This window comes from Burkholderia sp. Leaf177 (assembly GCF_001424345.1).
Taxonomy (GTDB): Bacteria; Pseudomonadota; Gammaproteobacteria; order Burkholderiales; family Burkholderiaceae; genus Caballeronia.
This window is the reverse complement of sequence record NZ_LMPF01000004.1, coordinates 195180-220312: the sequence shown is the minus strand read 5'-3', so window position 1 is coordinate 220312 and position 25133 is coordinate 195180. Positions and strand designations below refer to the sequence as shown.

Here is a 25133-nt window from a genome sequence, read left to right as displayed (position 1 = left end):
TTCATTGAGTGATAACGGCTTTAAACGCAGCAGCGATTACGCGGGCCGGCTGTCCGAACTACCGGGCGTGGACAACGGTGACGAAAGAGGCACGGTGCTCGCCGCGAGATTGCCGCGCATCCTTCTCAACGCCCCTTCCACCGCCGCCTGCGCCTCTTTCGCCAGCACTCTCCTATCATCCCCTGCCGCAATCGCATCGCAGACATAAAGATGCGCGGTCAGCGGCCTAGCATGCAGCATTGCATCCAGCGTAAAACCCAGCGTCAGATCGTCGATATAAGCCGGCGCCTCCGACTGCCTCCCATTCGCATCTTCATACATCAGGCAAATCGGCTGCACGGGACACCCCGCCGATACCGCCGCCTGAAACAGATTCGAATGAAACGGCAGCAAGTCTTTCCCCGCCGACGTCGTCCCTTCCGGGAACACGCACATCAACTCGCCGCGCTTCAACCGTTCCGACAACTCGTGCATGATCCGCTTGGCATCGCTGCGTTTATCGCGCTGGAGAAAGATCGTGTCCAGTTGCTGCGCGAGCCAACCCACAATCGGCCATTGCCGCACTTCTGCCTTCGATACAAACGGCGTCGGCCGCCACGCATTGACCACGTAGATATCAATCCACGATATGTGATTGCCAACCACCAGCGCGCCGTGATCGAGCCGCGCCTGATCGTTGTGGACCACGAGTTTCATGCCGCATCGACGCAACATTTCAACCGACCACGCGCGGTTCAGTTCCATCCGCGTTTGCGGCGTCGCGTTAGGAAAACGCGTCGCCACGGTGAACATCCCGCGCAGCAGATGCGAAAAAATTCGAAGCTTCCGGAAGGCGAGCATGGTCTCTCAATCCTCAACCGCGAAGTGCTTCATACGCAATATGCCCCGCGACAATCGTCGCCTTCACCCGCGCCGGCAACTCATATCCAAGAAACGGCGAGTTGTGTCCCTGGCTTTTCAGCGACGCCGGTTCCACGAGCCATTCGCTGGCGGGATCGAAGAGACAGAGATCGGCGGTATCGCCCACCGTTATACGTCCCGCGTTGAGCTTGAGCACGTTCGCCGGCGCAGTCGTAATTCGCGACAGCGCCTTCGACAACGGCACGTTCGCCTCGCGCGCCCACTTCACCGTCAGCGACAGCAGCAATTCCAGACCCGTCGCACCCGGCGTGGCTTCGGCGAAAGGCAGCAGCTTCTCGTCGTCATCGAGCGGCGTGTGATCGGAACAGATTGCATCGATGGTGCCATCAGCCAGACCCGCGCGAATGGCATCGCGATCACGCTGCGAGCGCAACGGCGGATCGAGACGAAACTGCGAGTTGAAATAGCCGATGTCCATGTCCGTCAGATGAACGTGGTTGATGGTGACATCGCAGGTGACTGAAAGACCTTCGGCCTTCGCCTGACGCACGAGCGCGACGCCCGCCGCCGACGACAAATGCGACAAATGCACGCGCGCGCCCGAGACGCGGACGAGCTCGAAAATGGTATGCAACGCGATGGTTTCCGCCGACACCGGCACGCCCGACAACCCAAGCCGCGAAGCGACCGCGCCACTCGCCGCCACGCCGCCACTCGCCATATAACTGTCTTGCGGACGCAGCCACACGGCATAACCATAAGTGGTCGCGTATTGCAGCGCGCGCAGCAGCGTTCGGGTGTTCACTATCGGCGTATCGGCTTGTGAAAATCCAATGCATCCCGACTCGGTCAACTCGACCATCTCGGTAATCGCGTCGCCCTTGAGCCCGACGGTCAGCGCGCCCAGCGGATACACATGCGCCTGATGCAGCTTGTCCGCGCGAAAGCGCAGCATTTCGACCAAGCCAGGTTCATCGAGAACGGGATCGGTATCCGGCGGACACACGAGACTCGTCACGCCACCGGCGGCGGCCGCAGCCATCTCGGATTCGAGCGTGGCCTTGTGTTCGAATCCGGGTTCACGAAGCCGCGCGCTCAAATCAACAAAACCCGGCGATACCGCGAGGCCTTTTGCATCGAAGGTACGCGCTGCTTGAAAACCAGCGGGCGCATTGCCGATGCCCACGATCTTTCCCTCATCGATAAAAACATCGGCGAGGGTTTCAGTGCCCGCGGCCGGGTCGATAAGCGTGCCGCCCTGAATATGTATTTTCATTGGGTTAATCACTATTTCCGGCAACGATGCCCATTACCGCCATGCGCACGGCGATCCCGAAGGTGACCTGATTGAGAATCACCGATTGCGGACCATCGGCCACTTGCGAATCGATTTCGACGCCGCGATTCATCGGTCCCGGATGCATCACGATGGCATCGGGCGCGGCGAGCGCAAGACGCTCGGGCGTGAGTCCCCAAGACTTGAAATACTCTTGCGCCGAGGGCAACAACGCGCCGCTCATGCGCTCGTTCTGCAGCCGCAACATGATGATGACGTCGACGTCTTTCAGGCCTTCGTCGAGATTGTTGTACACATGCACGCCCATCTCGTTGAGGTTGCTCGGCAACAAAGTTCTCGGGCCGATTGCGCGCACTTCCGGCACGCCGAGCGTGGTCAGCGCGTGAATGTCGGAGCGCGCAACGCGCGAATGCAGAATGTCGCCGACGATCGCCACCCGCAGATTGCGGAAATCCTTTTTGTAGTGGCGGATCGTGTACATGTCGAGCAAACCCTGCGTCGGATGCGCATGCCGCCCATCGCCGGCGTTGATCACATGCACGTGCGGCGCGCAATGCTCGGCGATCAGATACGGCGCGCCGCTCGACGCATGACGCACGACGAACATGTCGGCGTGCATCGCGGAAAGGTTGTTGATGGTGTCGAGCAGCGATTCGCCCTTGCTCGTGGACGATGCATTGATATTCAGGTTCAGCACGTCCGCCGAAAGCCGTTTCGCGGCGATCTCGAACGTGGTCCGCGTGCGCGTGGAATTTTCGAAGAAGAGGTTGAAGACCGACTTGCCGCGCAGCAGCGGCACTTTTTTGATCTCGCGATCGGTCACGCTGACGAACTGTTCGGCGGTATCGAGAATATGCGTGACGATTGCGCGCGGCAATCCTTCAATGGTGAGCAGATGCTTGAGTTCGCCGTTTTTGGTGAGCTGCGGATTGCCTTTGAGAAAACCGGGGCGCGTCACCGCCGGCTTCCTGTCCGGCGCGCTGCTTTCGGCAGAACCCTGAGTGGCCATGTTCATGTGGATCCTGGTGGTGCTTGATGCGTGACAAGAGGATTGCGTAACGCGCGCGCTTTATTCCGTGCGTGCTTCGGTGCTGAATGAAAGCGTGCCGTCGTCGCGCTGCGTGAGCACGAGATTGGCATCCGCCGATACATCCACCACACCGCCCGTAAAGCGCGCCGCCACGGGCAATTCGCGGCCGCCACGATCGGCGAGCACGGCGAGTTCAACCCGCGCCGGACGACCGAAATCGTAGAGTTCGTTCACGGCCGCGCGCACAGTGCGTCCGGAAGACAGAACGTCGTCGATCAGCAGGATTTTTGCGTTATCGATTGCGAATGGAAGCGATGTCGGGCTGGCCTGACTATGCAAGCCCTTCTTGGCGTAATCATCGCGATGCAATGCCACGTTCACCACGCCGAACTGCGCCACGTTCAGGTCCTTCGCGAGCCGCGTGGCGAGCCACACGCCGCCGCTATAAATGCCGGCGAGCACCGGACCATTGGCTTGCGAGAGCGACTCGCCATAAGCCGAGCGGATCTGCTCGAGCAGCTCGCGGTATAACGCCTCGGCGTCAATGGAACTCATGATCGATCGTCGGAAAGTTGGTCGAAATACTGTTGCAGGATGACGCGGGCGGCTTCGGCGTCGATGTCGTCATAACGGCCCTTCGCGTTCATCTTCACGCCGTTGCGTTTCAATTCGGCTTTCGCTTCCACCGACGAATACCGCTCGTCCACCCAACTCACCGGCACGCTGAAACGCCCGTTCAGCTGATTGCCGAAACGCGTGGCAAGTTGCGTCATTTCGTGCGGCGTGCCGTCCGGGTGCATGGGCAAACCGACGACCACCGTGCGCGGATTCCACTCTGCAATCAACTGGCCAACGGCTTCGAACCGATACTCGCGGCTGCGGTTTTCAAGCACCGTCAACGCCCGCGCATGCCGCGTCAAGGTATTGCCGACCGCAACGCCGATGCGCTTTTCACCGTAATCGAAAGCGAGCAGCGTGGCTTCGATGCGCGCTTCAATTCGGTCCTGGCCATCACCCGTCATGCGTGGCCCGCTTCGCCCGACAACATGGAAAGCGACACGCCCAGCAACGACAACGCCGCTTGCAACTTTTCCTCGGCGGGTACATCGAAAACGATGCGCGGATCAGCTTCCACTGTCAGCCAGCCGTTCTTCGCGATTTCTTCTTCCAGTTGCCCCGCGCCCCAGCCGGCGTGGCCGAGCGTGAGCAGGAAGCGCTCGGGACCCTTGCCGCTTGCGACCGCCTCAAGCACGTCTTTCGACGTGGTCATGGCAAGGCCGCCCGGCACGCTCATGGACGATGTATAGACATCGCCGTCGGCGGGATCGTGAAGCACGAAACCGCGCTCCGTCTGCACCGGTCCGCCGAAATACACGGGCAAATGCACGAGCGGCTCGATCTCGAGCTTCAGGTCGATACGGTTGAAAAGCGATTGGAGGTCGATGTCGGTCGGCCGGTTGATTACCAGGCCGAGCGCACCGCGCTCGCTGTGATCGCAAAGGTAGACTACAGTCCCCGAGAACGTGGGATCAGCCATGCTCGGCATGGCGATCAGGAACTGATTCGTCAAATTGATGCGATCGGGTGTCTTGGACATAATTCGGATTTTAACAAAGGCGATACTTGATGGCCGACTTTGAACTGGGGCTAGTCTGGTTTCGACGAGACCTGCGCGTGGCAGACCATGCTGCACTCTATCACGCACTAACACGCTGTCGCCGGGTGCTGTGCGCCTTCGTTTTCGACCGCGAAATTCTGTCGCCTTTGCCGAAAAACGATCGTCGCGTGCCGTTTATTCATGCAAGCGTTATCGAACTGGACGAAAGCCTGCGCGAAGCCGGCGGCGGACTGATCGTGCGTCACGGCATGCCGTCGCATGAAATTCCCGAACTCGTGCGCGAATGCGGCGTGGACGCGGTCTTCGCCAATCGCGATTATGAGCCGTCCGCGAAAGCGCGCGACGAGGGTATCGAGAAAAAGCTGGCGAGCGCGAGCGTTGCGTTTTTCACGTTCAAGGACCAGACCGTTTTCCATCAGGACGACGTGCTGACGGGCGCGCGCAAACCCTACACGGTGTTCACGCCGTACAAGCGCAACTGGCTGGCGTCACTCACGCCGGATGCGCTGAAACCGTATGCTTCGGAGGACAATCTTTCCGCCGTGGCAAAGCCGCCGAGCGGCGTGAAGCACGGGATTCCATCGCTGGAATCGCTTGGTTTCAGCAAGGAGCACGCGCCCGCATTGCCCGCGGGGACGAGCGGCGCGTACCAGCTATTCGATGACTTCCGCGACCGCATGGTCGATTACGACCGGACGCGGGATTTTCCGTCGGTCAAGGGCCCGAGTTATTTAAGCGTGCATTTGCGGCACGGAACCATTTCGATTCGCGCCCTCGCCCGGACCGCGCACGACGCGCAGCGTCACGGCAACCGGGGCGCGGAGACGTGGCTATCCGAACTCATTTGGCGCGACTTTTATTTTTCCGTTCTGCACCATTTTCCACAGGTCGGCGTGCCTGGCGATCACAAGGCGTTCAAGCCGGTTTATGACCGCATCGAATGGGAAACGGGTGACGTGGCCGACAGCAATTTCGCCGCGTGGTGCGAGGGCCGCACGGGTTATCCGCTCGTCGATGCCGCCATGCGCCAGATCAATTCCTCGGGCTACATGCATAACCGGCTGCGAATGGTGGTCGCGAGTTTTCTTACGAAGGATCTCGGGCTCGACTGGCGTCGCGGAGAACGGTATTTCGAGTCGCTGCTGAACGACTTCGAGTTGTCATCGAATAATGGCGGATGGCAGTGGGCATCTTCCAGCGGATGCGACGCCCAGCCTTATTTCCGCATTTTCAATCCGATCACGCAGTCGGAAAAATTCGATGCCAAAGGGAAATTCATTCGCCATTACGTGCCGGAACTCGCGGGCCTTTCGGACAAGGACATCCACGCGCCGTGGAAGGCCAAACCGGACGCGCTGAAGGCGGCGAAGATCGCTTTGGGCGCGGAATATCCGCTGCCCGTCGTCGATCACGATACCGCCCGTAAAACCACGCTGGCGCGTTATGCGGTCGTGAAAAGCGCGTCCGCGCCAGCAGCCGAAGAAGAATAAAAGTCAGCGGACCGCCGCCACACCGCGTTCGATCATGGCGGTCAGCGACGCCACTGAAGCGCCGCCTTCCGACGGCGCAATTCCCGCTGCCGCCTGATGCAGCATCGCGCCGAGCGCCTGGGCGGCGCGCTCGGGAATGGTGGCATCGAGCGTTGGGCTGTCGGGAATCATCTGCGCTTCGTACGCAATGCGCCGCCACGCGAGACCCAGGGTATCGGCGAGCAGCGCGACATGGCCCAGTCCCAGCGCGCATGCTGCGGAACCCAGCCGATACGCCGCGTCGGCCGCTTTCATTGCCGCCTCGACATCGATACGACCCGTCTCCCGCTCAGACGCGCCGTGCTCGATCAACGCACCGATGGCAGGCTCCGCGCTTGTCAGGAAATCCTCGTAAGCCGCTGCGTTCACGCGCAGCACGCCGAGATCGCGCGTGGACCCGTCGCGCGCCTGCTCCGCGTTCTTTTCCCACGCGTCCTCGGAGGCCTGCGTGCCCGCAATATGCCAGTGGACGGTCAGGCCGTAATCGCGCAACACATCGACTTGAATGGAATCTTCCGCCGACGCGCCATATAACGCGTAATCGCGCCACAAAAGCGCAAGCGCCGCGCGCACGAGGGATTTCGGCGCGTACGAGAGACCGTGCGCCTGGTCGGCCAGAATCAGGTTGAAGCGCGCGTATAGACGACGGGCGTCGGCGGCGTTATCGGCATCGGGCTGCAGGCGCAGCGCCTGAACCACCGCGCCGGCGAGACGCCAGAAATCGTAGGGATCGGGACCGGCGAGGTCCGCCAGACACGCATCGAGGATCGACATGGTTTCCGCCTGCCCGCGCTCCTCGTCGACTTTCGAGCGCAGCAAAACGAGCAGCGCGCGCTCGTAATGCGCACGGACGCGCCCGAGACGTTCCGGCGAAACCGGGCGCAGCGTGGCTGGCGGAATGGCGCGGCCGGCGAGCGCGAGGTCATCGAAGGTGACGGGCGCCGCGCGCGTGTGCGCGGCCATCAATGCATGCAACCCGCGATAATGCTCGAAAAGCAGCGTGGAACACGCGAGTTCGCGCAAATTCCGGCGCTCGACGGCGGCACCGAAGTCGCGCAAAGCTTCGGCAAACTGGTTGCGCGTTTTCTCCGATAACCCCGCGAGCGGCGAGACCAGCACCAGCGTCTCGGCGAAACGTTGCGCGGGCAGCCAGCCGGCCGCGTGCAAAGCGCCGATAGCGCGCCGCAGCACGCCGAGCGTGTCGCCCTCGCGCAAGAAAGCGTGCTGCGCGTCGGTCAGTGCCATTTCTGCAATCCGCACCGCGCCGCCGCGTGGATTGGGCAATGCCTGGAACGTGTTGGTCAAGCCGGACAGAGTAGTCATGGAACGCTCACGAGCCGATTCACGGGTCAAACCGTGCATCGGATGGATCTGGGTCGAACCCGGGCCGCATTGCTCCTAACATCTTGCGATATAAACCCGGACCTGCGTTTGCCGAATCGTTTTGCCTGGCCGAACGTCTGCGGTTTGGCGCTTCGGGCATCTCGCCGATGTTTTGGCATTGAGCCTTCGCCCATGGTCGCGTTATCTGCTGCCTCGACGCGCCACGTGATACCGCATTTCCTTTTCTCGCGCTTTCCTGCCGCAAATACCGTAAACAAGACGCGCCGCATGAAGGCTTCCCATCCATGCGGCGCGGGTTTTTCTGTTCTGCTGCCTTGTGTCCGAGCCTATGCTCAGATCTGAACCATCTCGAAGTCTTCCTTGCGGGCGCCGCATTCGGGACAGGTCCAATTGATTGGAACGTCTTCCCAGCGAGTGCCGGGCGCAATGCCTTCCTCGGGCAGACCCGCTTCTTCGTCATAAATCCAGCCACAAATCAGGCACATCCAGCTTCTGTATTCCATGCTTATGTCGCGTCGGGGAATCGGTTAAATGAGTGCATGATGGTACCGGTTTGGCGCCGCGATGCCTAGCAATGCAGCAGCGCTGGCCGATCGGTCTGGTTTCCGCCATGATCGGGATCAATATCGCGCGTGGTGTACGAATAGCGCGAAACAACGGTGGAGCAAGTATCACGCCTTGCGCAGCGTTTCCGTTCAGTCAATCTTCAGGCCGATTTCACCTGAGATTCCTTGCGAAAAAATAGCCGGTTCACGTGGCAATCCGTCTTTAGGCCGCATAATCGTGCCGTTTGCACCAAACCATTGTCCGGCTGCCCAGACCAGCTTTTCCAGCCGAAAGACCAGAAAAAACCATTCGATGCCCAGCGATACCCCTCCTATTGTTCTTACTTTCGGCCTGTCCGACCCGACCGGCGGCTCCGGCCTGCAAGCCGACCTGCTGACGCTTGCCAGCATGGGCTGCCACGGCTTGACCGTGCTGACCGGCTACACGGTGCGCGATTCCGCGACCTGCGACGAAGTGACCGGACTCGATCCCGAAACCGTTGGCACTCAGGCCCGCATGTTGCTGGAGGATATGCCCGTGGCGGCGTTCAAGATCGGCGCTGCAACGCGCGCGGAGGTCGTGGCTTCGATCGCAGAGGTCGTGGCGGACTACGACGATGTGCCGCTGATCCTCGCGCCCGACTTCACTCTCGACGACGAGCACGTGCTGGCCGCGGACGAATTACGGGAATCGATGGCCGATCTGCTGGTGCCGCAAACCACCATGCTTGTCGCCGATCACGCCACGCTCCTGCAACTCGCCCAGCCCGACGGCGACGCCGAAGCGCCCACGCTCGACGCCGCAATTTCGCATCTGCTTTCACAGGGCTGCGAATATATCCTGGCAACGGAAACGGGTACGCACAGGCACGTCAATACGTTGTATAGCGAAGAAGGCCAGATCCGCCAAGACACGTGGGACCGCACCGAACATCGCATGATGGGTATTACCGATACGCTCGGCTCCGCGATCGCCGCGCTACTGGCAAACGGTCAGGAACCCGCTGAAGCCGCGCGCGAAGCGCAAGAGTACGTTTTCCAGGCGACGCGAGCCGCCTTTAGGCCCGGCATGGGCGCTTATATGCCGGATCGTTTCTTTTGGGCCCGTTCGAACGATGACGAAGAGACGCCGCCCGTGGTGGTCGACGCGCCGCCCGCCGCACCCGGCGAAGCACGCCACTGAAACCGAACAGGAGCGAAACTAGACAATGCCGCTGCGCAAAACTTCGCTCCCGTCGCTCAAACATCGCCCGCCCGGTGCGGTTCGTATTGGCTGCGCCGGATGGGGACTGACCGACGCCGTCGGCGAGCATTTTCCCGGCGACGGCACGCATCTCGCCCGCTATTCGCAGGTGCTGACGTGCGTTGAAATCAACTCGAGTTTTTATCGGCCGCATCGTCCAGAGACGTATGCACGATGGCGCGACAGCGTGCCCGGCACGTTTCGTTTCTCGGTGAAGATCCCGAAGGCGATCACGCACGACGCCCGTCTCGTTGCATGCGAACCGCTGCTCGACGCGTTCCTCGAATCCGCGACACAACTCGGCGAGACGCTCGGTTGCTGGCTCGTGCAATTGCCGCCCAGTCTCGCGTTCGATGAAAACGAAGCCGCAGCGTTTTTTGCATCGATGCGCGAGCGCACTCAAATTCCCATCGCGCTCGAAGCACGGCACGAAAGCTGGTTTGCGAAGAGCGCGGCCACGCTGCTGAAATCGAAAAGCGTGGCTTATGTCGATGCCGATCCGCAGCCCGACGATTGCGCCATCAAGCATCGGGCGGATACGTCGCTCGCGTACTTCAGGCTGCATGGATCGCCGGATGTGTATCGTTCGTCGTATGAATATCCGTTCCTCGACGGCCTCGCGCTCACGCTGCACGATCGGGCGAAAAAAGCACACGACGTATGGTGCATCTTCGACAACACCGCCGCCGGCGCCGCGCAATTTAATGCGCTACGCGTGAAAAGCCGCCGGGCATTGAACGCCCGCCCAAAAAAACGCATTGCCGTAAAGGAGAAAGTCGATGCGTGAGTACGCGAAGTGGTTGAGCGCAGTTTTGATTCTGGCGGGTAGCTTGACATGCGCGATGGCGCAAACCGCGCCCGCACCAAACGCGACGAATACTGCCGCACCGGTAGGCGATGGAACCTTTCTCCTCACCATTTTCCTCAAGCACGATGAGTCCAAAACGCTGCCGCAGATCAACCAGCAGTTGAAGGAGCAAGGCTACTTCAAGGCGTTCCCGCCGCCGGGCGTTCAGGTGGTGTCGTGGTACGTGATGATGGGTATCGGCCAGGTTGTGACGCTGCGCGTTCCCGCCGATAAATTACGCGAAGTGAATCGCGCAATCGAATCAACCGCGTGGGGCGCTTACAGAACCGAGTTCTATCCCACCTACGACTACAAGGCCGCAGCCGAACAGATGCGTGAGCAGAACGGCAAATAGCGCTTAGCTATAAGCCGATAAAAAAACCCGCATCAGTTGCCCGATGCGGGTTTTTTCTTTGGCAAACCTGGCGAAACGCAGACTCCCGAAAAAGCCCGCGTTGTCACGCAATTCCGGCAGAAGCCGAAATTACATGTCCATGCCCATGCCGCCCATGCCGCCCGGCATTCCGCCGCCGCCCATCGGGCCTTCTTCCTTCGGCAGTTCCGACACAGCGCAGTCGGTCGTCAGCAGCAAACCTGCCACCGATGCCGCGTTTTGCAATGCCGTACGCGTCACCTTGGTCGGGTCCACAACACCGGCTTCCACCAGGTCGACGTACTCGCCCGTTGCTGCGTTGTAGCCGAAGTTGCCCGTGCCTGCTGCAACTGCTGCCACCACGACGCTGGCTTCTTCGCCACCGTTCGTGACGATCTGGCGAAGCGGCTCTTCCATCGCGCGCAGCACGATCTTGATGCCTGCGTCCTGATCGGCGTTCAAGCCCTTCAGGTCCTTCAGTGCCAGACGAGCGCGGATCAGCGCAACGCCACCGCCAGCCACGATGCCTTCTTCCACAGCTGCGCGCGTTGCGTGCAGTGCGTCTTCGACACGTGCCTTCTTTTCCTTCATTTCGACTTCGGTAGCAGCGCCGACCTTGATCACTGCAACGCCGCCAGCCAGCTTGGCCACGCGTTCTTGCAGCTTTTCACGGTCGTAGTCCGACGTTGCTTCTTCGATTTGCGTGCGAACTTGCTTCACGCGCGCTTCGATGTTCACAGCTTCGCCAGCGCCGTCGATAATCGTGGTGTTTTCCTTCGCCACTTCGATGCGCTTGGCCGAACCCAACTCAGCCAGCGTTGCCTTTTCCAGCGTCAGGCCGGTTTCTTCGGCGATGACCTGACCACCGGTCAGGATCGCGATGTCTTCCAGCATGGCCTTACGACGATCGCCAAAGCCCGGAGCCTTCACAGCAACTGTCTTCAGAATGCCGCGAATGTTGTTCACAACCAGCGTAGCCAGTGCTTCGCCTTCCACATCTTCAGCGATGATCAAGAGCGGACGGCCAGCCTTCGCAACTTGTTCCAGGATCGGGAGCAGATCACGGATGTTCGAAACCTTCTTGTCGTGCAGCAGCACGAACGGGTTTTCGAGCACGGCAACTTGCTTTTCCGGCGTGTTGATGAAGTACGGCGACAGATAGCCACGGTCGAATTGCATACCTTCAACCACGTCCAGTTCGTCTTCCAGCGACTTGCCGTCTTCAACCGTGATCACGCCTTCCTTGCCGACCTTGTCCATTGCTTCGGCAATGCGGTCACCAATCGACGAATCGCTGTTGGCCGAAATTGCGCCGACTTGAGCGATTTCCTTGTTCGTCGTGCAAGGCTTGCTGATCTTGCGCAGTTCTTCGATAGCAGCCGTAACTGCCTTGTCGATGCCGCGCTTCAGGTCCATCGGGTTCATGCCCGATGCAACGTACTTCATGCCTTCGCGGACGATCGACTGAGCCAGAACCGTAGCTGTCGTCGTGCCGTCGCCGGCGTTGTCGCTGGTGCGGGAAGCAACTTCCTTCACCATTTGCGCGCCCATGTTCTGGAGCTTGTCTTTCAGTTCGATTTCTTTCGCGACCGAAACGCCGTCTTTCGTAACCGTCGGGCCGCCGAAGCTGCGTTCCAGAACGACGTTACGACCCTTCGGGCCCAGCGTGACCTTGACCGCGTTGGCCAGGATGTTTACGCCTTCAACCATCTTTGCACGGGCGATATCGCCAAATACGACTTCTTTAGCTGCCATATTCAAACTCCTTGATTCGTTTCAGTTTTTGGCTGTCTGCCAGGCCGGGCGAGAGACGCGGGAAAGCGTTTCGATCGCGCCGGCTGGAGCGCCGCAGGCTTGAAGGTGATTACTTGACCAGAACGGCCATGATGTCTTCTTCGCGCATCACGAGCAGTTCATTGCCGTCGACCTTGACGGTCTGACCAGCGTATTTACCGAACAGCACGCGGTCGCCCACTTTGACGTCGAGGGCGTTTTGCGTACCCTTGTCATCGCGCTTGCCCGGGCCGACGGCCAGGATTTCGCCTTGATCCGGCTTTTCAGCTGCAGCGTCGGGGATGATGAGGCCCGAGGCAGTCTTGGTTTCCTGATCCAGACGCTTGACGATGACGCGATCGTGCAAAGGACGAAGGTTCATACACACTCCTCTCTTAACTGAGACTATAAAAACGCGGGAAACCCGGCTGGCGGCTCACGGAACCACCACCCGGAAAACTGTTAGCACTCTCGTGCGACGAGTGCCAAGTATATGGCACTCCAGTCGGTAATTTCAAGAAGGGATATGGGAGAAGGACGAGAAATAGATGGGGAAGGGGTACCGCGCGTAATTTCGGCTTAAGGCGCAGGCGTTGCCCAATCCTCAATGCGCAGGCCAGGTACCCGTATGAATTCCCGGACGTTGTTCGTCACAAGAATGGTGCCGGCCGCCAAAGCGTGACCGGCGATTGCCGAATCGTTGTCGCCGATCGGCGTGCCCCGGCTCGCCAATTCAACGCGTATGCGGGTTGTCTCATCGACTGCCGACGCATCCCACGGCAATACGCCGTCCAGCCGTGCAACGAACGCGGAGACCAGACCCGCGTGTTTGGGCGATGCCTTTTTGCCCACGGATCCAAACCGCATTTCTGCATAAGTGATCGCCGAAATAACGATTCGGTTTTGCGCGTTAACACAGTTTTGAAGCTTGGCCAAGACCTCCACAGGCCGCTTTCGCATGATGAAGGAACAAATGTTTGTATCGAGCATGTACAGCTGTGTCACCGGCTGGTCTCTCCCGGCTCTTCATCCATCCCGGAGAGGTCGAATCGACCAGTTTGAACAACGTTGACCCGTTCTGCCAGGAAATCACTTTCGGCGGTGGGTTCGATAGCAAACGACGTCCAGTTAGGGCGCACCGGACGCAACAAGATCGTGTCCCCCTCACGCTGGATCTCAAGTTCAGTTACGCCCTCGAATTGCATATCCTTTGGGATTCGAACTGCCTGGTTTGCGTTGTTTTTGAAAATAGAGACGGTTCGCATGAGATCCTCCTCTCGAGAGCGTGAGTCGCAATGATAAAGTTAGAGCGTATGTTGGCATATGTCAAGATAGCGCATCGTAATCCTCGCCTTTTACGTCCGCCCTCGCGGCGCACTACAATCTAGGCCGCCGATGTCTCTCGTATTGTCCCGCCGACTGTCATGCACAACCCGTTTCCCCGACTTTCCCTCGCCCTGCCCGTGCTGATCCTCGCTGCATGCGGCGGCAAGGCCGCGCCCACGCCGAGCTATCAGGCAGAAATGTTCTCGACTGGCGTGAGCCCCTTCGCGCACAACTACGACGCCACCAGCCAGGAAACCTGCGAAGCCTCGCGCCGTGCGTTGCTAAGCCAAGGCTACATGACGACGATGGCCCAGCCCGACACCGTCGACGCCACCAAGAATTTCCAGCCGACGCCGGAAACACACGTGGTTGTATCGTTTCATGTGGTCTGCACGCCGGGCGAAAATGCGAGCAATACGAGCATCGCGTATGTGAACGCCGTGCAGGATGGCTATACGCTGAAGAAAAGCGATACGTCGGCGAGCGTGGGATTAAGCGTGCTCGGCTCGTTGTCGTTGCCGATCCGCTCGAACAGCGACTCCATGGTCAAGATTTCCAGCGAAACCGTGCCAGCGGGCAAGTTCTACGACCGGTTTTTCGGTCTCGTCGGCCATTACCTGCGCACCGTGCCGCGCAGCTCGCCCATTCCCGGCGACGACGTCACGAGCCATCCGCTCGCGCCTTCGCTGATATTGAACTCGCCGGAGCTCACACCTACGCCGATCGTCGTGCAGACGCCGGTCGTAAGCGCGCCGGCGCCCGCCTCGGCTCCGACACCGTAGGAACGCTTCACTCGGGTACGTTCACCGAACCGCCGCCAAACGTGATCGCGTTACCGCCGGGCGCGGCGGAAATCGCCGGCAGATTTGCCACCGATAACGCCGGCGCCGCCCCCGCAGCACCGCCTCGCGGCACCGTGCGCACGACCTGCGAAGGCGGCAGCGGCGCGTTGTTCTTCAGGTGCGCCCACATCAGGTTCAGCGCCTGCAGGTTGTAGTAATGCAGCGGGATAAAGCGGTTGTCGAAGCCCGCGACGCTCAGGAAGGCATCGAAATGCTGGCCGTTCGTCACTTCGTAGAACGACAGGTTGCTCGAGTTTCCTTCGGCGAGCTTGTTCATGGCGGCGTACGGGCGCGACGCGTGGTTGATCGGCACGAGCGTGTCCGAGCGTCCCTGGACGATGATCGCCGGCTTGCCGTGCAGGTTCGCATTCACCCGGATTGCATCGACACTCGCCGTCATCCGTGCGTCACCATTGGTCCACAAACCGCGCACGCAGAACGCACCGGTGAAGCTGGCATCGGTCGTAGCGAAACGATGATCCGCCGCGCCCGGATTTCCCGCGTTGTAGACCAGATTGATGCCGTTGGTCGGCGGCACGCCATTGCCGTTGCCGAAGACGGTAGGCATCGGCGAGACGAGCGGCGTCACGCCCGCCGCGCCCGTCAGCGCATTGGTCGTGCCGAAGCTGAAGTTGCACAGGTTGTCCGTGACGCTCGATTGCGTGTACGCGTTGGCGTACGTCACGGCAACAGCGGGCACGGCCTGCGAATCCCACATTGGCGCTTGCAGAAGATCCGAATCCGTCTGATACCCGGCTTGATGCAACTGGGTCAACGCGCTGTTTGCCTGGCTTATGACATCGCCGCCGGAAATCACGCCGCTCGACGCCAGCGATGCACACCGCGCGGTGCGAATAGCCGTTGTGGTCACCAGCGGCAAGGCGGTGAGATACGGCGCGCCGGCTGCGGCAGGAGCAAGCGCCGCGCATGGCTGGAGCAGGTTCGCGAGCGACATGTAGTCGGCAAGGGGCCGTCCGAACGACGCCACCGGCACGCCGCCCTGACGGACGGACACCTGCGATGGAACCCTCAGGTTGATCTGCGGCTCGCCGACTACCACCGCCGTGATCCACCCTTGCGTATCCTGCTCGGCAGCCGCGAGCGATGCGCCGCCGCCATTGCTCACCGATGCCGCGATCGTCGTGATGTCGCCGCGGTTGTAGCGCGTCTTGTGGTTGCTGCCATCGACTGCGCCGTATGTGTCGTTGAGCGCCCAGTACGCGAACTGGATTGCCTGCAGCGTATTCGTGCCCCAGTCTTTCTCCGGGTTCTGCTGCGAGTGAGCGTGTTTGAACGCGTATCGATTGGAAAATTGCGCGTTGAACGCAGCGATGCTCGTCGCGCCCGGATTCGCCGTGAATTCGCTCGTTTTCCCGGCGCCGTTCGCATTGGCCAGCGTGCCATCGATCAGCGTAACCAGGTTCGTCGCGAGTTCGTGCGCGCCGTTGCCGCTGCCTTTGTCGGTATAAGCCACCGCGCAGCCGCGCTTCAAGCCCCATTCACCCGCCGCCGATATCGCCCCGTACACGCCACGAGATCCCGACGACGTCGCCGTCACAATGCACGGCTGATCCGGATTGAAGCTCGCCGGAATCTGCACGAGAAGGCTGACGTTCTTCTTGCCGCTGCCATCGTCGGCGTACGCGAGATATTCCTTGCCGGCAATCTTGCCTTCGCCGAGCGTGTCGTTGCCGTTCAGATCGACATTCGGTCCCCAGAAGCGGCCATATCCGCCGTTCGCGGACATGTCCACGAGCGCGCGATAGTTCGAGTAGATGGCAAGCCGCCTGAGCTCGGCCGCGCTCGGCGACGCTGCGTTCGCCACAGAAGGCGCACTCGCCGATGCCAGCCCGGTCTTGCCGAGCCCCGCTGTCAGAAGGTCGTCTGTATTGCCGTCGTAGGTCTGCGTGCGAACGCTGCCCGCGATGAAACTAGGCAGTGAGTTGGACTGCGAACCATGGTCGTCGTCGTTGCCGTGGCACGCTGCCAGACCTGCGGCAACCGCCACGGCGGCAAGCACCGCGGATATCGGGAATCGCTTCATGGTGTCTCCGTGAATTTTTATTGGTTTGAACACGCGCACTCGACCAATACCAAGCACAAAGCCCGTCCGCAAGCCGCGCGCGAGGTACGCGCAAGGTGCGCGCAACTCCGTCACTCAACCACAAACCGGCGCGGCGCCACTACCCGGCAATACCCCGACCAAACATGCAAAACGGGTCCCGGTGCACGAAGCACCGGAACCCGTTTTTGAACCATTCGATTCCCGTCAAGCTGCGCCGTTACTAACTGAAACGCAGCAGCTTTTCGAAAAACCGGGGCTCAGGCCTGCATCACGAACCGTTTTGCGGTGCGAGCGAGAGCTTGTTCGATACCGACTTCACGCCGGAAACGCCCTTCGCGACTTCTTCAGCCTTCGGGATCTGCGCGCCGTCCGGCACCGAACCCGTCAGGGTCACGGCACCGCCGCGTGCGCGCACAAAGATGTTCGACACGTCGATGCCCTGTGCCTTGCTCAATGCACGGCGCACATCGAGACCGAGCTTGCGGTCGGTCTTCTTCGTGATCTTGGCGTCGGCCTTCGCCGACATTGCGTCCGAGGGTGCGGCATCGCTCGATTGAGCATAGGCGCTCGATGCGACCGCGACGCACAGCACGACGCCCAGTGCCTTCAACATATCGACTGCTTTCATGGTTTCTCCTTTTGTTTCGCTTTGGACTTCGCAAAGTTGTACTTCTTTGTGCTTCTTTTGGACCGCATCAACCCAGCGGCTTGCTACGACATCTTGCGGCTTGCCCTGTCAACGGCGGCCACGAATGGTCAACGTATACGGACAAAGCCGGCGATGCTGGCGACACGGTGTTGCGAGAGACTAGCGAAAAAAACGAATGTCCGGCCGTTCTTATTAGCGTGTCCTGGCGAATGTGATTTCGTTTAATCGGGACACGGATTAGGTGCGCATCATGCGACGCTGCCGGTTCTGCACGAAGCACATGCTCCGAATTGCCGGTTGCGCGGCGCGGATGCTGGTTCTGCGGCGGCGAACGTCAATTTAATCCAGCATTGCCAGAAGCGCAAAGCATTTAACACGATGACACGTGTCCGTGGGCTTATCGTGACGCCACGGATGCAATTTGACGTTCGATCACCACGCCCTAGGGCGCGCCCCTGATTCGGGCGCATTTCCGTTCATGTACCATCGGCAACAATTCGGATCGGTCGTACGAAACGAGTTGTTTAGTGACCAAGGGTTTTCCCTTTTCATCTTCTGCTTTCTCTTCTGCTTCCAAGACACGCGGCATCGATTATTGATTGTGCTGGCGCCAGGCCCGTATCAAGTCCCGCCTCATCAACCTCGACAATGACCCAAGTTCCCGGCCAGAAATCTCCTTCCCCGGACGATCCACCCAAGCCCCGCGCCCGGCGCATCGCGCCTTCCATGGCGCGTTTCGTCGCGATCTCGTGGCGTGATCTCGCGGTTTCGTTCGGCCCGATCCTGCTCGTCAGCGCGGCCGCCATCTACCTCGCCGTGCGGCTGATCCAGCCTGCGCCGCCCAATACGCTGACCATGTCGGCGGGAACCAAGGGCAGCTCGTTCTGGAATAACGCTCAGCAGTACAAGAAGATTCTTGCGCGCAATGGCATCACGTTGAACGTGCTCGAATCGCAAGGTTCGCTCGATAACTTGCAGAAGCTCGAAGACCCGAATTCGAATGTCGATGTGGGTTTCGTGCAGGGCGGAATGGCTGCAGCTACTTCCGGCGTACCCGGCGCCGCGCCAGCCATAGCCAGTCAACACGAGAACCTGGTCTCGCTCGGCAGTGTGGCGTACGTGCCGTTGGCGGTGTTTTATCGCGGGCCGATGTTGACGCGCCTGTCCGAATTGAAGGGCAAGCGCCTCGCCATCAGCACCGAGGGCAGCGGCACGCGCGCGTTGGCGCTCGCGATGCTCAAGGCGAACGGCATCGAGCCTGGCGGCAATACCGAACTACTGCCGCTCGCGGGCGACGAGGCGGCCGCCGCGCTTTCGAACGGCAGCATCGACGCCGCGTTTCTCACCGGCGACTCGGCGCAACCGCCGACCATGGGCAAGTTGTACAGGACGCCCGGCATCCGTTTTTTTGATTTCACCCAGGCCGATGCCTACGCCCGCCGTTTTCCGTACCTGAAAGTCCTCAACCTGCCGATGGGCGCCTTCGATCTCGCGAAAAACCTGCCCGAGCATCGGATTCGCCTGATCGCGCCGACCGCCGAGCTGATCGCGCGGGACGGTTTGCATCCGGCGCTATCCGACCTGCTGATCGAAGCCGCGAAGGAGGTCCACGGCCGCGCGAACCTGATGCAGTCGGCCAACGAATTTCCCGCGCCGCTCTCGCACGAATTCCGCATCAGCGACGACGCCGAGCGTTATTACAAATCAGGCAAAGGCTTCCTGTATAGAACGCTGCCGTTCTGGATCGCGAGTCTGGCGGACCGCGTGATCGTGCTGCTGGTGCCGATCATCGTGGTGCTGATTCCGGGCTTTCGCCTCGTGCCGGGGCTTTACCGGTGGCGCGTGAGATCACGTATCTACAAGATCTATGGCGCGTTAATTGCAATCGAACGGGAAGCGATGACCGACCCGGATACCGTCCAGCGGGACGCGCTGATCGAGCGGCTCGATGACATCGAGGGAAAGGTCAACCAGATGAAAATGCCGCTCGCCTACGCCGATCAATTTTATGTATTGCGGGAACATATCGGCTTCGTGCGGCAACGTTTGACCCTCGCGCGGAGCGCCGCAATCGATGCGCAGGCAGACAGCGTTCAGCACACCACGTAATATCGAAAGGTGAAACGACGGTAATCTGAATTGCAGGTGCCGCGTGCAAGGCACATGAGGCATGGAAATGCCAGGGAGATTCAAATGAGCGCTTCGCCTTCCATCGATCCGCGCCAGCCGTACTTTTTTTTCGACTTCAATTCTCCCTTTTCGTATTTGCTGCTGGAACAGCATGAAAAGTGGCCGAACATGCCGTTCGAAGTTTTGCCGATCGATTACCTGAAATTGCTCAAGCATTGGGGCCAGCCGATGCCAGGCTCGATTCCCCCGAAACGTGTCTTCATGTATCGATACGCGCTGTTCCGGGCGGAACAACTGGGCATTCCGTTCAAGATGCCGCCGTCGCATCCGTTCGATTCGTCAAAGGCGCTGCGGCTCGCGGTGGCTTCGGGCGGGGAAGTTGGCTGTATTCGCGAAATTTTCCGCTTCATCTGGAAAATGGGCCGCGATCCATCCACGGACGAAGGTTTCGACGATCTCTGCCGCCACGTCGGTTTGCCCGACGGCGCGAAGATGATCGAACTCGAGGACGTAAAGGCGACATTGCAGGCGAACGTCGAGCGCGCGATCGAGCTCGGTGTGTTCGGCGTGCCGACGTTCGTAGTGAACCAGCAGTTGTTCTGGGGCGAAGATACCTTGCCCATGGTCCTTTACGTGGCCCGGTCGCCGAACTGGCTCGAAGCGGCGGAAGTCCAGCGCATCAGCCATCTGCCGAGAACCGCGCCGCAGATGTAAAAGCGCGGCTCCTCCGAAGCACACGGCGGCCGCTCCTATCCCGCGCATAGCGGCCACGCTATGGCGTGCGGGTTCGGGCGGGCTTAACGTAGCGGCTTCGGCGTGCATCGCCATGTTTTTTTGTGCGGGCGGCCCTGACAGTGCTGCCCGGACGACTCGCCAATGAACGATCCCGCCGATTCAAGCTCGACAGATTCCCTCGATATCTGGCTGATCCGCGTTCTTCAAACTCTCCTGACCGAGCGCAGCGTCACGCAGGCCGCACTGCGCCTGAACCAGACGCAACCGGCTATCAGCACGGCGCTGCGGCGTCTGCGCGATCTTCTGGGCGACCCGATTCTCGTGCGTGGCAAGCAAGGCATGGTGCCGACGGAATACGGCGCGTCGCTTTTGCCCGCGACGCAGCGCGCGCTGCGTGAAGTGGAATTCGTCGCCACGCCGCACGGCATTTTCGATCCCGCCACGTCGCGCCGCACGTTCCGCGTGGCCGCGCCGGATTATCTGAACGACTTTTTCATGCCGACGATGATCCGCGCATTCCGCGCCGCCGCGCCTAACGCGCGGCTGGAAATTGAATCGCTGAGTCCGACGCTCGATCACGAGCGCGCGCTCGATGACGGCGACCTGGACCTGGTCGTCGCCAACTGGGAAAACCCGGAACCGCGGTTCGCGCGCCGCGAGCTTTTCACCGATCACTTCGTCTGCCTCATGCGCCGCGGCCATCCGCTTGCGCGAGAACCGCTGACGGCCGCGCGTTACGCGCTCGCCGCGCACCTGGCGCCGACCGCATATAGCGGGGCGAAGCGGCATCCCATCGATATCGGCCTGGAAAGCGCCGGCATCAAGCGGCGCATTGTCGCCACGCTTCCGTATTTCGGGTTGGTACCGCAAACGCTGCTGCAATCCGACCTGATTTTCACCGCCACGCGCCGCTTCGCGCTGCATTACGCGGCGCTCTTGCCGCTGGTCGTGATGGAATCGCCGATCGAATTTCCGCCCATCGAAAGTTATTTGATGTGCTTGCCCGACGTCACCCGTCCAACCGATCTTGCGTGGCTGCAAGCGCTGATGACCGATGTGTCGCGCGACCTGACTGGGCAGCCTTTGCGGAATTTGGGCCGGTAAGAATTCCTTTTTTGGCCGTTATCTCTGTTCCGAACTCACTCTTCATCGACAAGAAAAACGCCCTGAAGCCTTCGGGGAAAGGCGTCTGGTGTATTAAGTGTTCACTGGAATATTGATACGTCGGACAGCGCACCTCAAACTATGGGAAAATCACGCTTCTTCAGTAAAATCAACCCCGCACTTACCCCAATGTCCACCGAAGCCTCGCTGTCCCGCCGCGCCGATCTCGCCATTACAGGGCGAATTGTCGCAGTCGTCGTTTTCACCTTTATTTGCTACCTGACTATCGGCATTCCGCTCGCGGTGCTGCCGGGTTTCGTGCATCTGAATCTCGAATATGGATCGGTGATGGCGGGCGTGGCAATCAGCGTTCAGTACTTCGCAACGCTCGCGTCAAGGCCGCTCGCCGGGCGCGCCGCTGACAGCATCGGTCCAAAGCAAACCGTGTTGCGCGGCCTGACCGCCTGCGGGATCAGCGGCGTGCTGCTGCTGTGCGCCGCGCTCGCCGAGCAATGGCATTCGGTGAGTCTTGCGCTGTTGATCGTGAGCCGGCTGGTGCTTGGATTTGGTGAGAGTCTGGTCGGAACGGGCGCGATCACGTGGGGTATCGGACGCGTCGGGCCGAATCAGAGCGGACGCGTGATCTCGTGGAACGGCATTGCTACCTATGGCGCACTCGCGCTTGGCGCGCCGCTCGGCGTGGCGATGGAGCACACGCTCGGGTTTGCATCGCTGGGAACGTTTGTGATCGCGCTCGGTGGTATCGGTTATTGGCTTGCCACGCGAATGGGCCCGGTGCCCGTGGTTCACGGCGAGCGCATGTCGTACAGAAGCGTGTTCTTTCGCGTGTTGCCGCACGGCATGGGGCTCGCGCTGGGATCGGCGGGATTTGGGTCGATCGCCACGTTCATCACCTTGTTTTATGCCGCGCATAACTGGCCGAACGCCGCGCTTTCGCTGACCGTGTTCGGCACGATGTTCGTCGGCGCGCGTCTGCTTTTCGCCAACACGATCAAGGTCTTCGGCGGTTTTCGCGTGGCGATCGTGTCGTTCGCGTTCGAGTGCGTTGGCCTGCTGATGCTCTGGCTCGCGGCCGATCCCGCCTTCGCGCTGGCCGGCGCTGCGCTGACCGGCTTCGGCTTTGCGCTGATCTTTCCGGCGCTCGGCGTCGAGGCTGTCGGGCTGGTGCCGCCGGCGAGCCGGGGCGCGGCGTTATCGGCGTATTCGGTGTTTCTCGATTTGTCGCTGGGCGTGACCGGACCGCTGGCTGGATACGTCGCCGGGGAATTCGGCTTCAGTTCCGTGTACTTGTTTGCAGCGATTGCATCGGCGGCGGGCGTGGCGTTGACGGTTGCGCTCTATATGCGCACCGGGCGCGGACTGGGCGGCGCGGCGACCGCGTGACGGTTTTGTTTGAGCGCTGCCATGCGTTGAAAGACGTCCGCTGCGGCGGACGTTTTGCATTGTCGGATTTGAATTCACTACGTCTGCGCAGTTTCCGCTTACGAACGAAAGGAAACCGCCGTTGCGCTCCTTGTCTTAAAATCGCCGCTTGGTCCTTACTTCCTCCGCTCTATGAACTCCACATCGGAAGACCGCTGGCGCGACTTGCGCCCGGACCCGGACAGCGACACTCCGCTTTATCTGCAACTCGCCCGCAAGCTCGGCAACGCGATCCACGATAACCGCTGGAACGCGGGCGAAGCGCTGCCATCGGAGCGCGTGTTGTCGGAGGCGCTGGGGGTATCGCGGATCACTTCGCGCAAGGCCATCGCGCTCCTCGTCGAACAAGGACTCATACGGCGCACGCAAGGCGCGGGATCGTTCATCACGCCGCGTTACGAAGACCCGCTTTCGCGTTTGTCGAGCTTCAGCGAAATGCTGCGACGGCGTGGTTTCACGCCAGGATCGCAGTGGCTTTCGCGCGTGATCGAACCGGCGAATCGCGATGAAGTGATCCAACTGGGGTTATCGCCGGCGGCCGCAGTCGCGCGTTTGCGGCGCTTGCGTACCGCCGATGGCATTGTCATGGCAGTCGAGAATTCGACTTTCCCGGCCGCGCTGATTCCCGATCCGCAAGCCGTGGGCGATTCGCTCTATAGCTTTCTCGAGCAGCGGAATCTGTCTATCGTGCGCGCCTTGCAGCATTTTCGCGCGGTGAATGCCAGCGACGAGATCGCGGCGCAAATGGGTATTGCGCCACACGATGCGCTGTTGCTGATCACGCGCGTGGGCTACACGGCGGATCAGCGCCCGATTGAACTCACCGATACCTACTGCCGCAACGATTACTACGATTTCGTTGCGGAGTTGCGGAAGTAATTACGTCCACCGCGGCTCGTTCGCGCCGACCGGCACCGGCGGCGACGCCCAGAACGGCGGCGTAAGCGGCATGCGCTCAGGCGCTTGCGTGAGCGTCAGCGAGCCGAACGGCGATTCAACTGTTTGAAGCATGTCCCTGACGTCATCGATTTGCGGATCGTGGATCTTCTGCCCGTCTTCAATCAAACCCATCGATTGCAGCCAGCGCCCCGTTCCCGCCAGCGAAACCCGCACATGCCAGCTTCCGCCCTCCTCGGCGCGGCGCTGCAGCGCAGTGATGGCGCCGAACGCCGCGAGATAACCGGTCGCGTGATCGAGCGCCTGACACGGCAGGTGGCGCGGGTTCGTCTGGCCGGCCGCCTGCGCTTCGGTCCATGCAATCCCGCTTGCCGACTGCACGAGGCTGTCGAAGCCACGGCGCTCGGACCACGGCCCCTTGTGCCCATACGCGGACACCGACACGTACACGATTCCCGGCCTTTCTCGCGCGGCGTCCTCCGGGCTGAAACCCTTCGCAGCAATCGCGCCGGGCCTGTAGCCCTGGAGGAAGACATCGGCGTCTTTCAACAGCGCGCGCAAAGTGGCGCGGCCGGTTTCATCGCGCAGATCGATGGTGGCGGATCGCTTGCCGCGGCCGTTGTCGATGACCAAAGGCGCAATGTTCGGCAGATGCGGACCGTTGATCAGCAGCACATTGGCGCCGTGTCCGGCGAGCGTGCGCCCAGCCACCGGACCCGCGATGATGCGGCTCAGATCGAGCACCTTGACGCCGGAGAGAGGCCGCTCGCCGGCGCCAATCGCTTCGGGTGGCGCGTCGCCGATCTTCACGATTTCAAGCAGCGGCGTTTCAGCGATAGCGCGGGCTTGCGGGAGCGCCGACCATTCGTCGGGCGTGCGGATCAGCGCGGCGCAAAGGCCGGCGTTGGCAAGTGCTTCGTCGAGCGCGGCGCCGTCCCAGCGACGGATCGATTCGCTTACGCCGGCGTGATCGTTCGCGCAGCCAAGCAGTTTGACCACGCCGTCGCGATGATGCTTGAAGTTCGTGTGAAGCTGGATCCATCGGCCATCGCGGGTTTCGTAGAAGCCCATCAGCGGGTCGCGCAGCTCGGGCGCGGAATTGGCGTCGATGCGCAAATAGCGTTCGCTACGAAACGCGATTGCCGCGCGGCGGGCGTCGAGTTCGACCTCCTGCATCTGGCCCGTGCGCTGCCGGAAGCAATCGGCGGCGGCCAACGCAGAGGCGCCAATACTCGCCAATGCCAGTGCGCTCACCCGATACACCGAAGGCAATTGCCGCTCGTCGCCGGACAACGTGAGGTGGCGTAGCGTTTCGGGATTTTTTCCGGCAAGACGCCAGAGCTCTGCGATGGAACTATCGGCGAAATTCATGGCGAGTCTTCCTTTCAGCCTGGTCGCATGCAAACGAAGCTTGATTGTAAAAGCAGCCGGTTGTATCGGAAAGCGGCACGTTGCGTGCGTGGATCTGCTTGATTGCTGCTT

At 60.9% G+C, this 25133-nt stretch carries 25 protein-coding genes; 10 read left to right on the top strand and 15 right to left on the bottom strand.

Going from position 1 to position 25133, the window contains the following annotated elements; genetic code table 11:
• Positions 1-36: 36 nt before the first annotated feature.
• From ASG35_RS07915 to ASG35_RS07890, 6 genes are read right to left on the bottom strand one after another with little or no spacing between them, the layout of a single operon-like run.
• Positions 37-840, bottom strand: a complete 804-nt coding sequence (locus ASG35_RS07915) for a lysophospholipid acyltransferase family protein (protein WP_056355160.1) — start codon at positions 838-840, stop codon at positions 37-39.
• 13 nt (positions 841-853) lie between these two features.
• On the bottom strand, positions 854-2137 hold the full coding sequence (locus ASG35_RS07910) for a dihydroorotase (protein WP_056355157.1): 1284 nt from the start codon (positions 2135-2137) through the stop codon (positions 854-856).
• A gap of 4 nt (positions 2138-2141) precedes the next feature.
• Complete coding sequence (locus ASG35_RS07905) at positions 2142-3173, bottom strand: aspartate carbamoyltransferase catalytic subunit (protein ID WP_156393042.1); 1032 nt, start codon at positions 3171-3173, stop codon at positions 2142-2144.
• A gap of 54 nt (positions 3174-3227) precedes the next feature.
• Positions 3228-3743, bottom strand: coding sequence for a bifunctional pyr operon transcriptional regulator/uracil phosphoribosyltransferase PyrR (gene pyrR, locus ASG35_RS07900; RefSeq protein ID WP_056355156.1), 516 nt, complete (start codon positions 3741-3743; stop codon positions 3228-3230).
• The gene (gene ruvX / locus ASG35_RS07895) at positions 3740-4210 is read right to left on the bottom strand and encodes a Holliday junction resolvase RuvX (RefSeq protein WP_056355154.1); all 471 of its coding nucleotides are present in this window, start codon (positions 4208-4210) and stop codon (positions 3740-3742) included. Before ruvX ends, pyrR begins: the two co-directional genes overlap by 4 nt.
• Positions 4207-4785, bottom strand: coding sequence for a YqgE/AlgH family protein (locus tag ASG35_RS07890; protein WP_056355151.1), 579 nt, complete (start codon positions 4783-4785; stop codon positions 4207-4209). The genes ruvX and ASG35_RS07890 overlap by 4 nt, the downstream gene beginning before the upstream one ends.
• Positions 4786-4814: 29 nt before the next feature.
• Here ASG35_RS07890 and ASG35_RS07885 point away from each other — a divergent pair, with 29 nt between their 5' ends.
• Positions 4815-6296, top strand: coding sequence for a cryptochrome/photolyase family protein (locus ASG35_RS07885; protein ID WP_056355148.1), 1482 nt, complete (start codon positions 4815-4817; stop codon positions 6294-6296).
• Between the two features lie 3 nt (positions 6297-6299).
• Here ASG35_RS07885 and ASG35_RS07880 read toward each other — a convergent pair whose 3' ends face one another.
• The gene (locus ASG35_RS07880; RefSeq protein WP_056355146.1) at positions 6300-7658 is read right to left on the bottom strand and encodes a hypothetical protein; all 1359 of its coding nucleotides are present in this window, start codon (positions 7656-7658) and stop codon (positions 6300-6302) included.
• A 353-nt stretch (positions 7659-8011) separates the two neighbouring features.
• Positions 8012-8182: a rubredoxin gene (locus ASG35_RS07875; RefSeq protein WP_025527884.1), complete on the bottom strand. Its 171-nt coding sequence runs from the start codon at positions 8180-8182 to the stop codon at positions 8012-8014.
• 355 nt (positions 8183-8537) lie between these two features.
• Here ASG35_RS07875 and thiD point away from each other — a divergent pair, with 355 nt between their 5' ends.
• Genes thiD through ASG35_RS07860 form a run of 3 tightly spaced genes read left to right on the top strand, consistent with a single transcriptional unit; the run spans position 8538 to position 10669 of the window.
• On the top strand, positions 8538-9407 hold the full coding sequence (gene thiD, locus ASG35_RS07870) for a bifunctional hydroxymethylpyrimidine kinase/phosphomethylpyrimidine kinase (protein ID WP_056355140.1): 870 nt from the start codon (positions 8538-8540) through the stop codon (positions 9405-9407).
• A gap of 25 nt (positions 9408-9432) precedes the next feature.
• The gene (locus ASG35_RS07865) at positions 9433-10254 is read left to right on the top strand and encodes a DUF72 domain-containing protein (RefSeq protein WP_056355138.1); all 822 of its coding nucleotides are present in this window, start codon (positions 9433-9435) and stop codon (positions 10252-10254) included.
• 55 nt (positions 10255-10309) lie between these two features.
• A complete protein-coding gene (locus tag ASG35_RS07860; RefSeq protein WP_235527490.1) occupies positions 10310-10669 on the top strand; it encodes a hypothetical protein in 360 nt (119 codons plus the stop codon).
• A gap of 129 nt (positions 10670-10798) precedes the next feature.
• Here ASG35_RS07860 and groL read toward each other — a convergent pair whose 3' ends face one another.
• The 4 genes from groL to vapB all read right to left on the bottom strand — a co-directional run bounded on the left by groL (position 10799) and on the right by vapB (position 13725).
• Complete coding sequence (gene groL / locus ASG35_RS07855) at positions 10799-12442, bottom strand: chaperonin GroEL (protein WP_056355133.1); 1644 nt, start codon at positions 12440-12442, stop codon at positions 10799-10801.
• A gap of 109 nt (positions 12443-12551) precedes the next feature.
• Positions 12552-12842 (bottom strand): co-chaperone GroES, encoded by a 291-nt coding sequence (locus ASG35_RS07850; RefSeq protein ID WP_031362728.1) that lies wholly within the window; start codon positions 12840-12842, stop codon positions 12552-12554.
• 197 nt (positions 12843-13039) lie between these two features.
• Positions 13040-13465 (bottom strand): type II toxin-antitoxin system VapC family toxin, encoded by a 426-nt coding sequence (locus ASG35_RS07845; protein ID WP_082508274.1) that lies wholly within the window; start codon positions 13463-13465, stop codon positions 13040-13042.
• Complete coding sequence (vapB, locus tag ASG35_RS07840; RefSeq protein ID WP_056355131.1) at positions 13462-13725, bottom strand: type II toxin-antitoxin system VapB family antitoxin; 264 nt, start codon at positions 13723-13725, stop codon at positions 13462-13464. Before vapB ends, ASG35_RS07845 begins: the two co-directional genes overlap by 4 nt.
• Before the next feature lie 159 nt (positions 13726-13884).
• On the opposite strand from vapB, the gene ASG35_RS07835 reads away from it, so the two are divergent.
• Positions 13885-14568, top strand: coding sequence for a DUF2242 domain-containing protein (locus ASG35_RS07835; protein ID WP_056355128.1), 684 nt, complete (start codon positions 13885-13887; stop codon positions 14566-14568).
• 7 nt (positions 14569-14575) lie between these two features.
• Here the strand turns inward: ASG35_RS07835 and ASG35_RS07830 are convergent, their stop codons facing one another.
• Together ASG35_RS07830 and ASG35_RS07825 are read right to left on the bottom strand one after the other, a co-directional pair.
• A complete protein-coding gene (locus ASG35_RS07830; protein ID WP_056355352.1) occupies positions 14576-16672 on the bottom strand; it encodes a D-(-)-3-hydroxybutyrate oligomer hydrolase in 2097 nt (698 codons plus the stop codon).
• A 289-nt stretch (positions 16673-16961) separates the two neighbouring features.
• On the bottom strand, positions 16962-17321 hold the full coding sequence (locus ASG35_RS07825; protein WP_056355126.1) for a BON domain-containing protein: 360 nt from the start codon (positions 17319-17321) through the stop codon (positions 16962-16964).
• A 669-nt stretch (positions 17322-17990) separates the two neighbouring features.
• On the opposite strand from ASG35_RS07825, the gene ASG35_RS07820 reads away from it, so the two are divergent.
• From ASG35_RS07820 to ASG35_RS07800, 5 genes are all read left to right on the top strand, one after another.
• A complete protein-coding gene (locus ASG35_RS07820) occupies positions 17991-19451 on the top strand; it encodes a TAXI family TRAP transporter solute-binding subunit (protein WP_056355124.1) in 1461 nt (486 codons plus the stop codon).
• Positions 19452-19535: 84 nt separating this feature from the next.
• Positions 19536-20186 (top strand): 2-hydroxychromene-2-carboxylate isomerase, encoded by a 651-nt coding sequence (locus tag ASG35_RS07815; protein WP_056355121.1) that lies wholly within the window; start codon positions 19536-19538, stop codon positions 20184-20186.
• Between the two features lie 162 nt (positions 20187-20348).
• Positions 20349-21311 (top strand): LysR family transcriptional regulator, encoded by a 963-nt coding sequence (locus tag ASG35_RS07810; RefSeq protein WP_056355118.1) that lies wholly within the window; start codon positions 20349-20351, stop codon positions 21309-21311.
• Between the two features lie 189 nt (positions 21312-21500).
• Complete coding sequence (locus tag ASG35_RS07805) at positions 21501-22715, top strand: MFS transporter (protein ID WP_056355114.1); 1215 nt, start codon at positions 21501-21503, stop codon at positions 22713-22715.
• 171 nt (positions 22716-22886) lie between these two features.
• Complete coding sequence (locus tag ASG35_RS07800; protein ID WP_056355110.1) at positions 22887-23633, top strand: GntR family transcriptional regulator; 747 nt, start codon at positions 22887-22889, stop codon at positions 23631-23633.
• On the opposite strand, the gene ASG35_RS07795 is transcribed toward ASG35_RS07800, so the two are convergent.
• Positions 23634-25022, bottom strand: coding sequence for a CoA transferase (locus ASG35_RS07795; protein ID WP_056355107.1), 1389 nt, complete (start codon positions 25020-25022; stop codon positions 23634-23636).
• Positions 25023-25133: the final 111 nt, after the last annotated feature.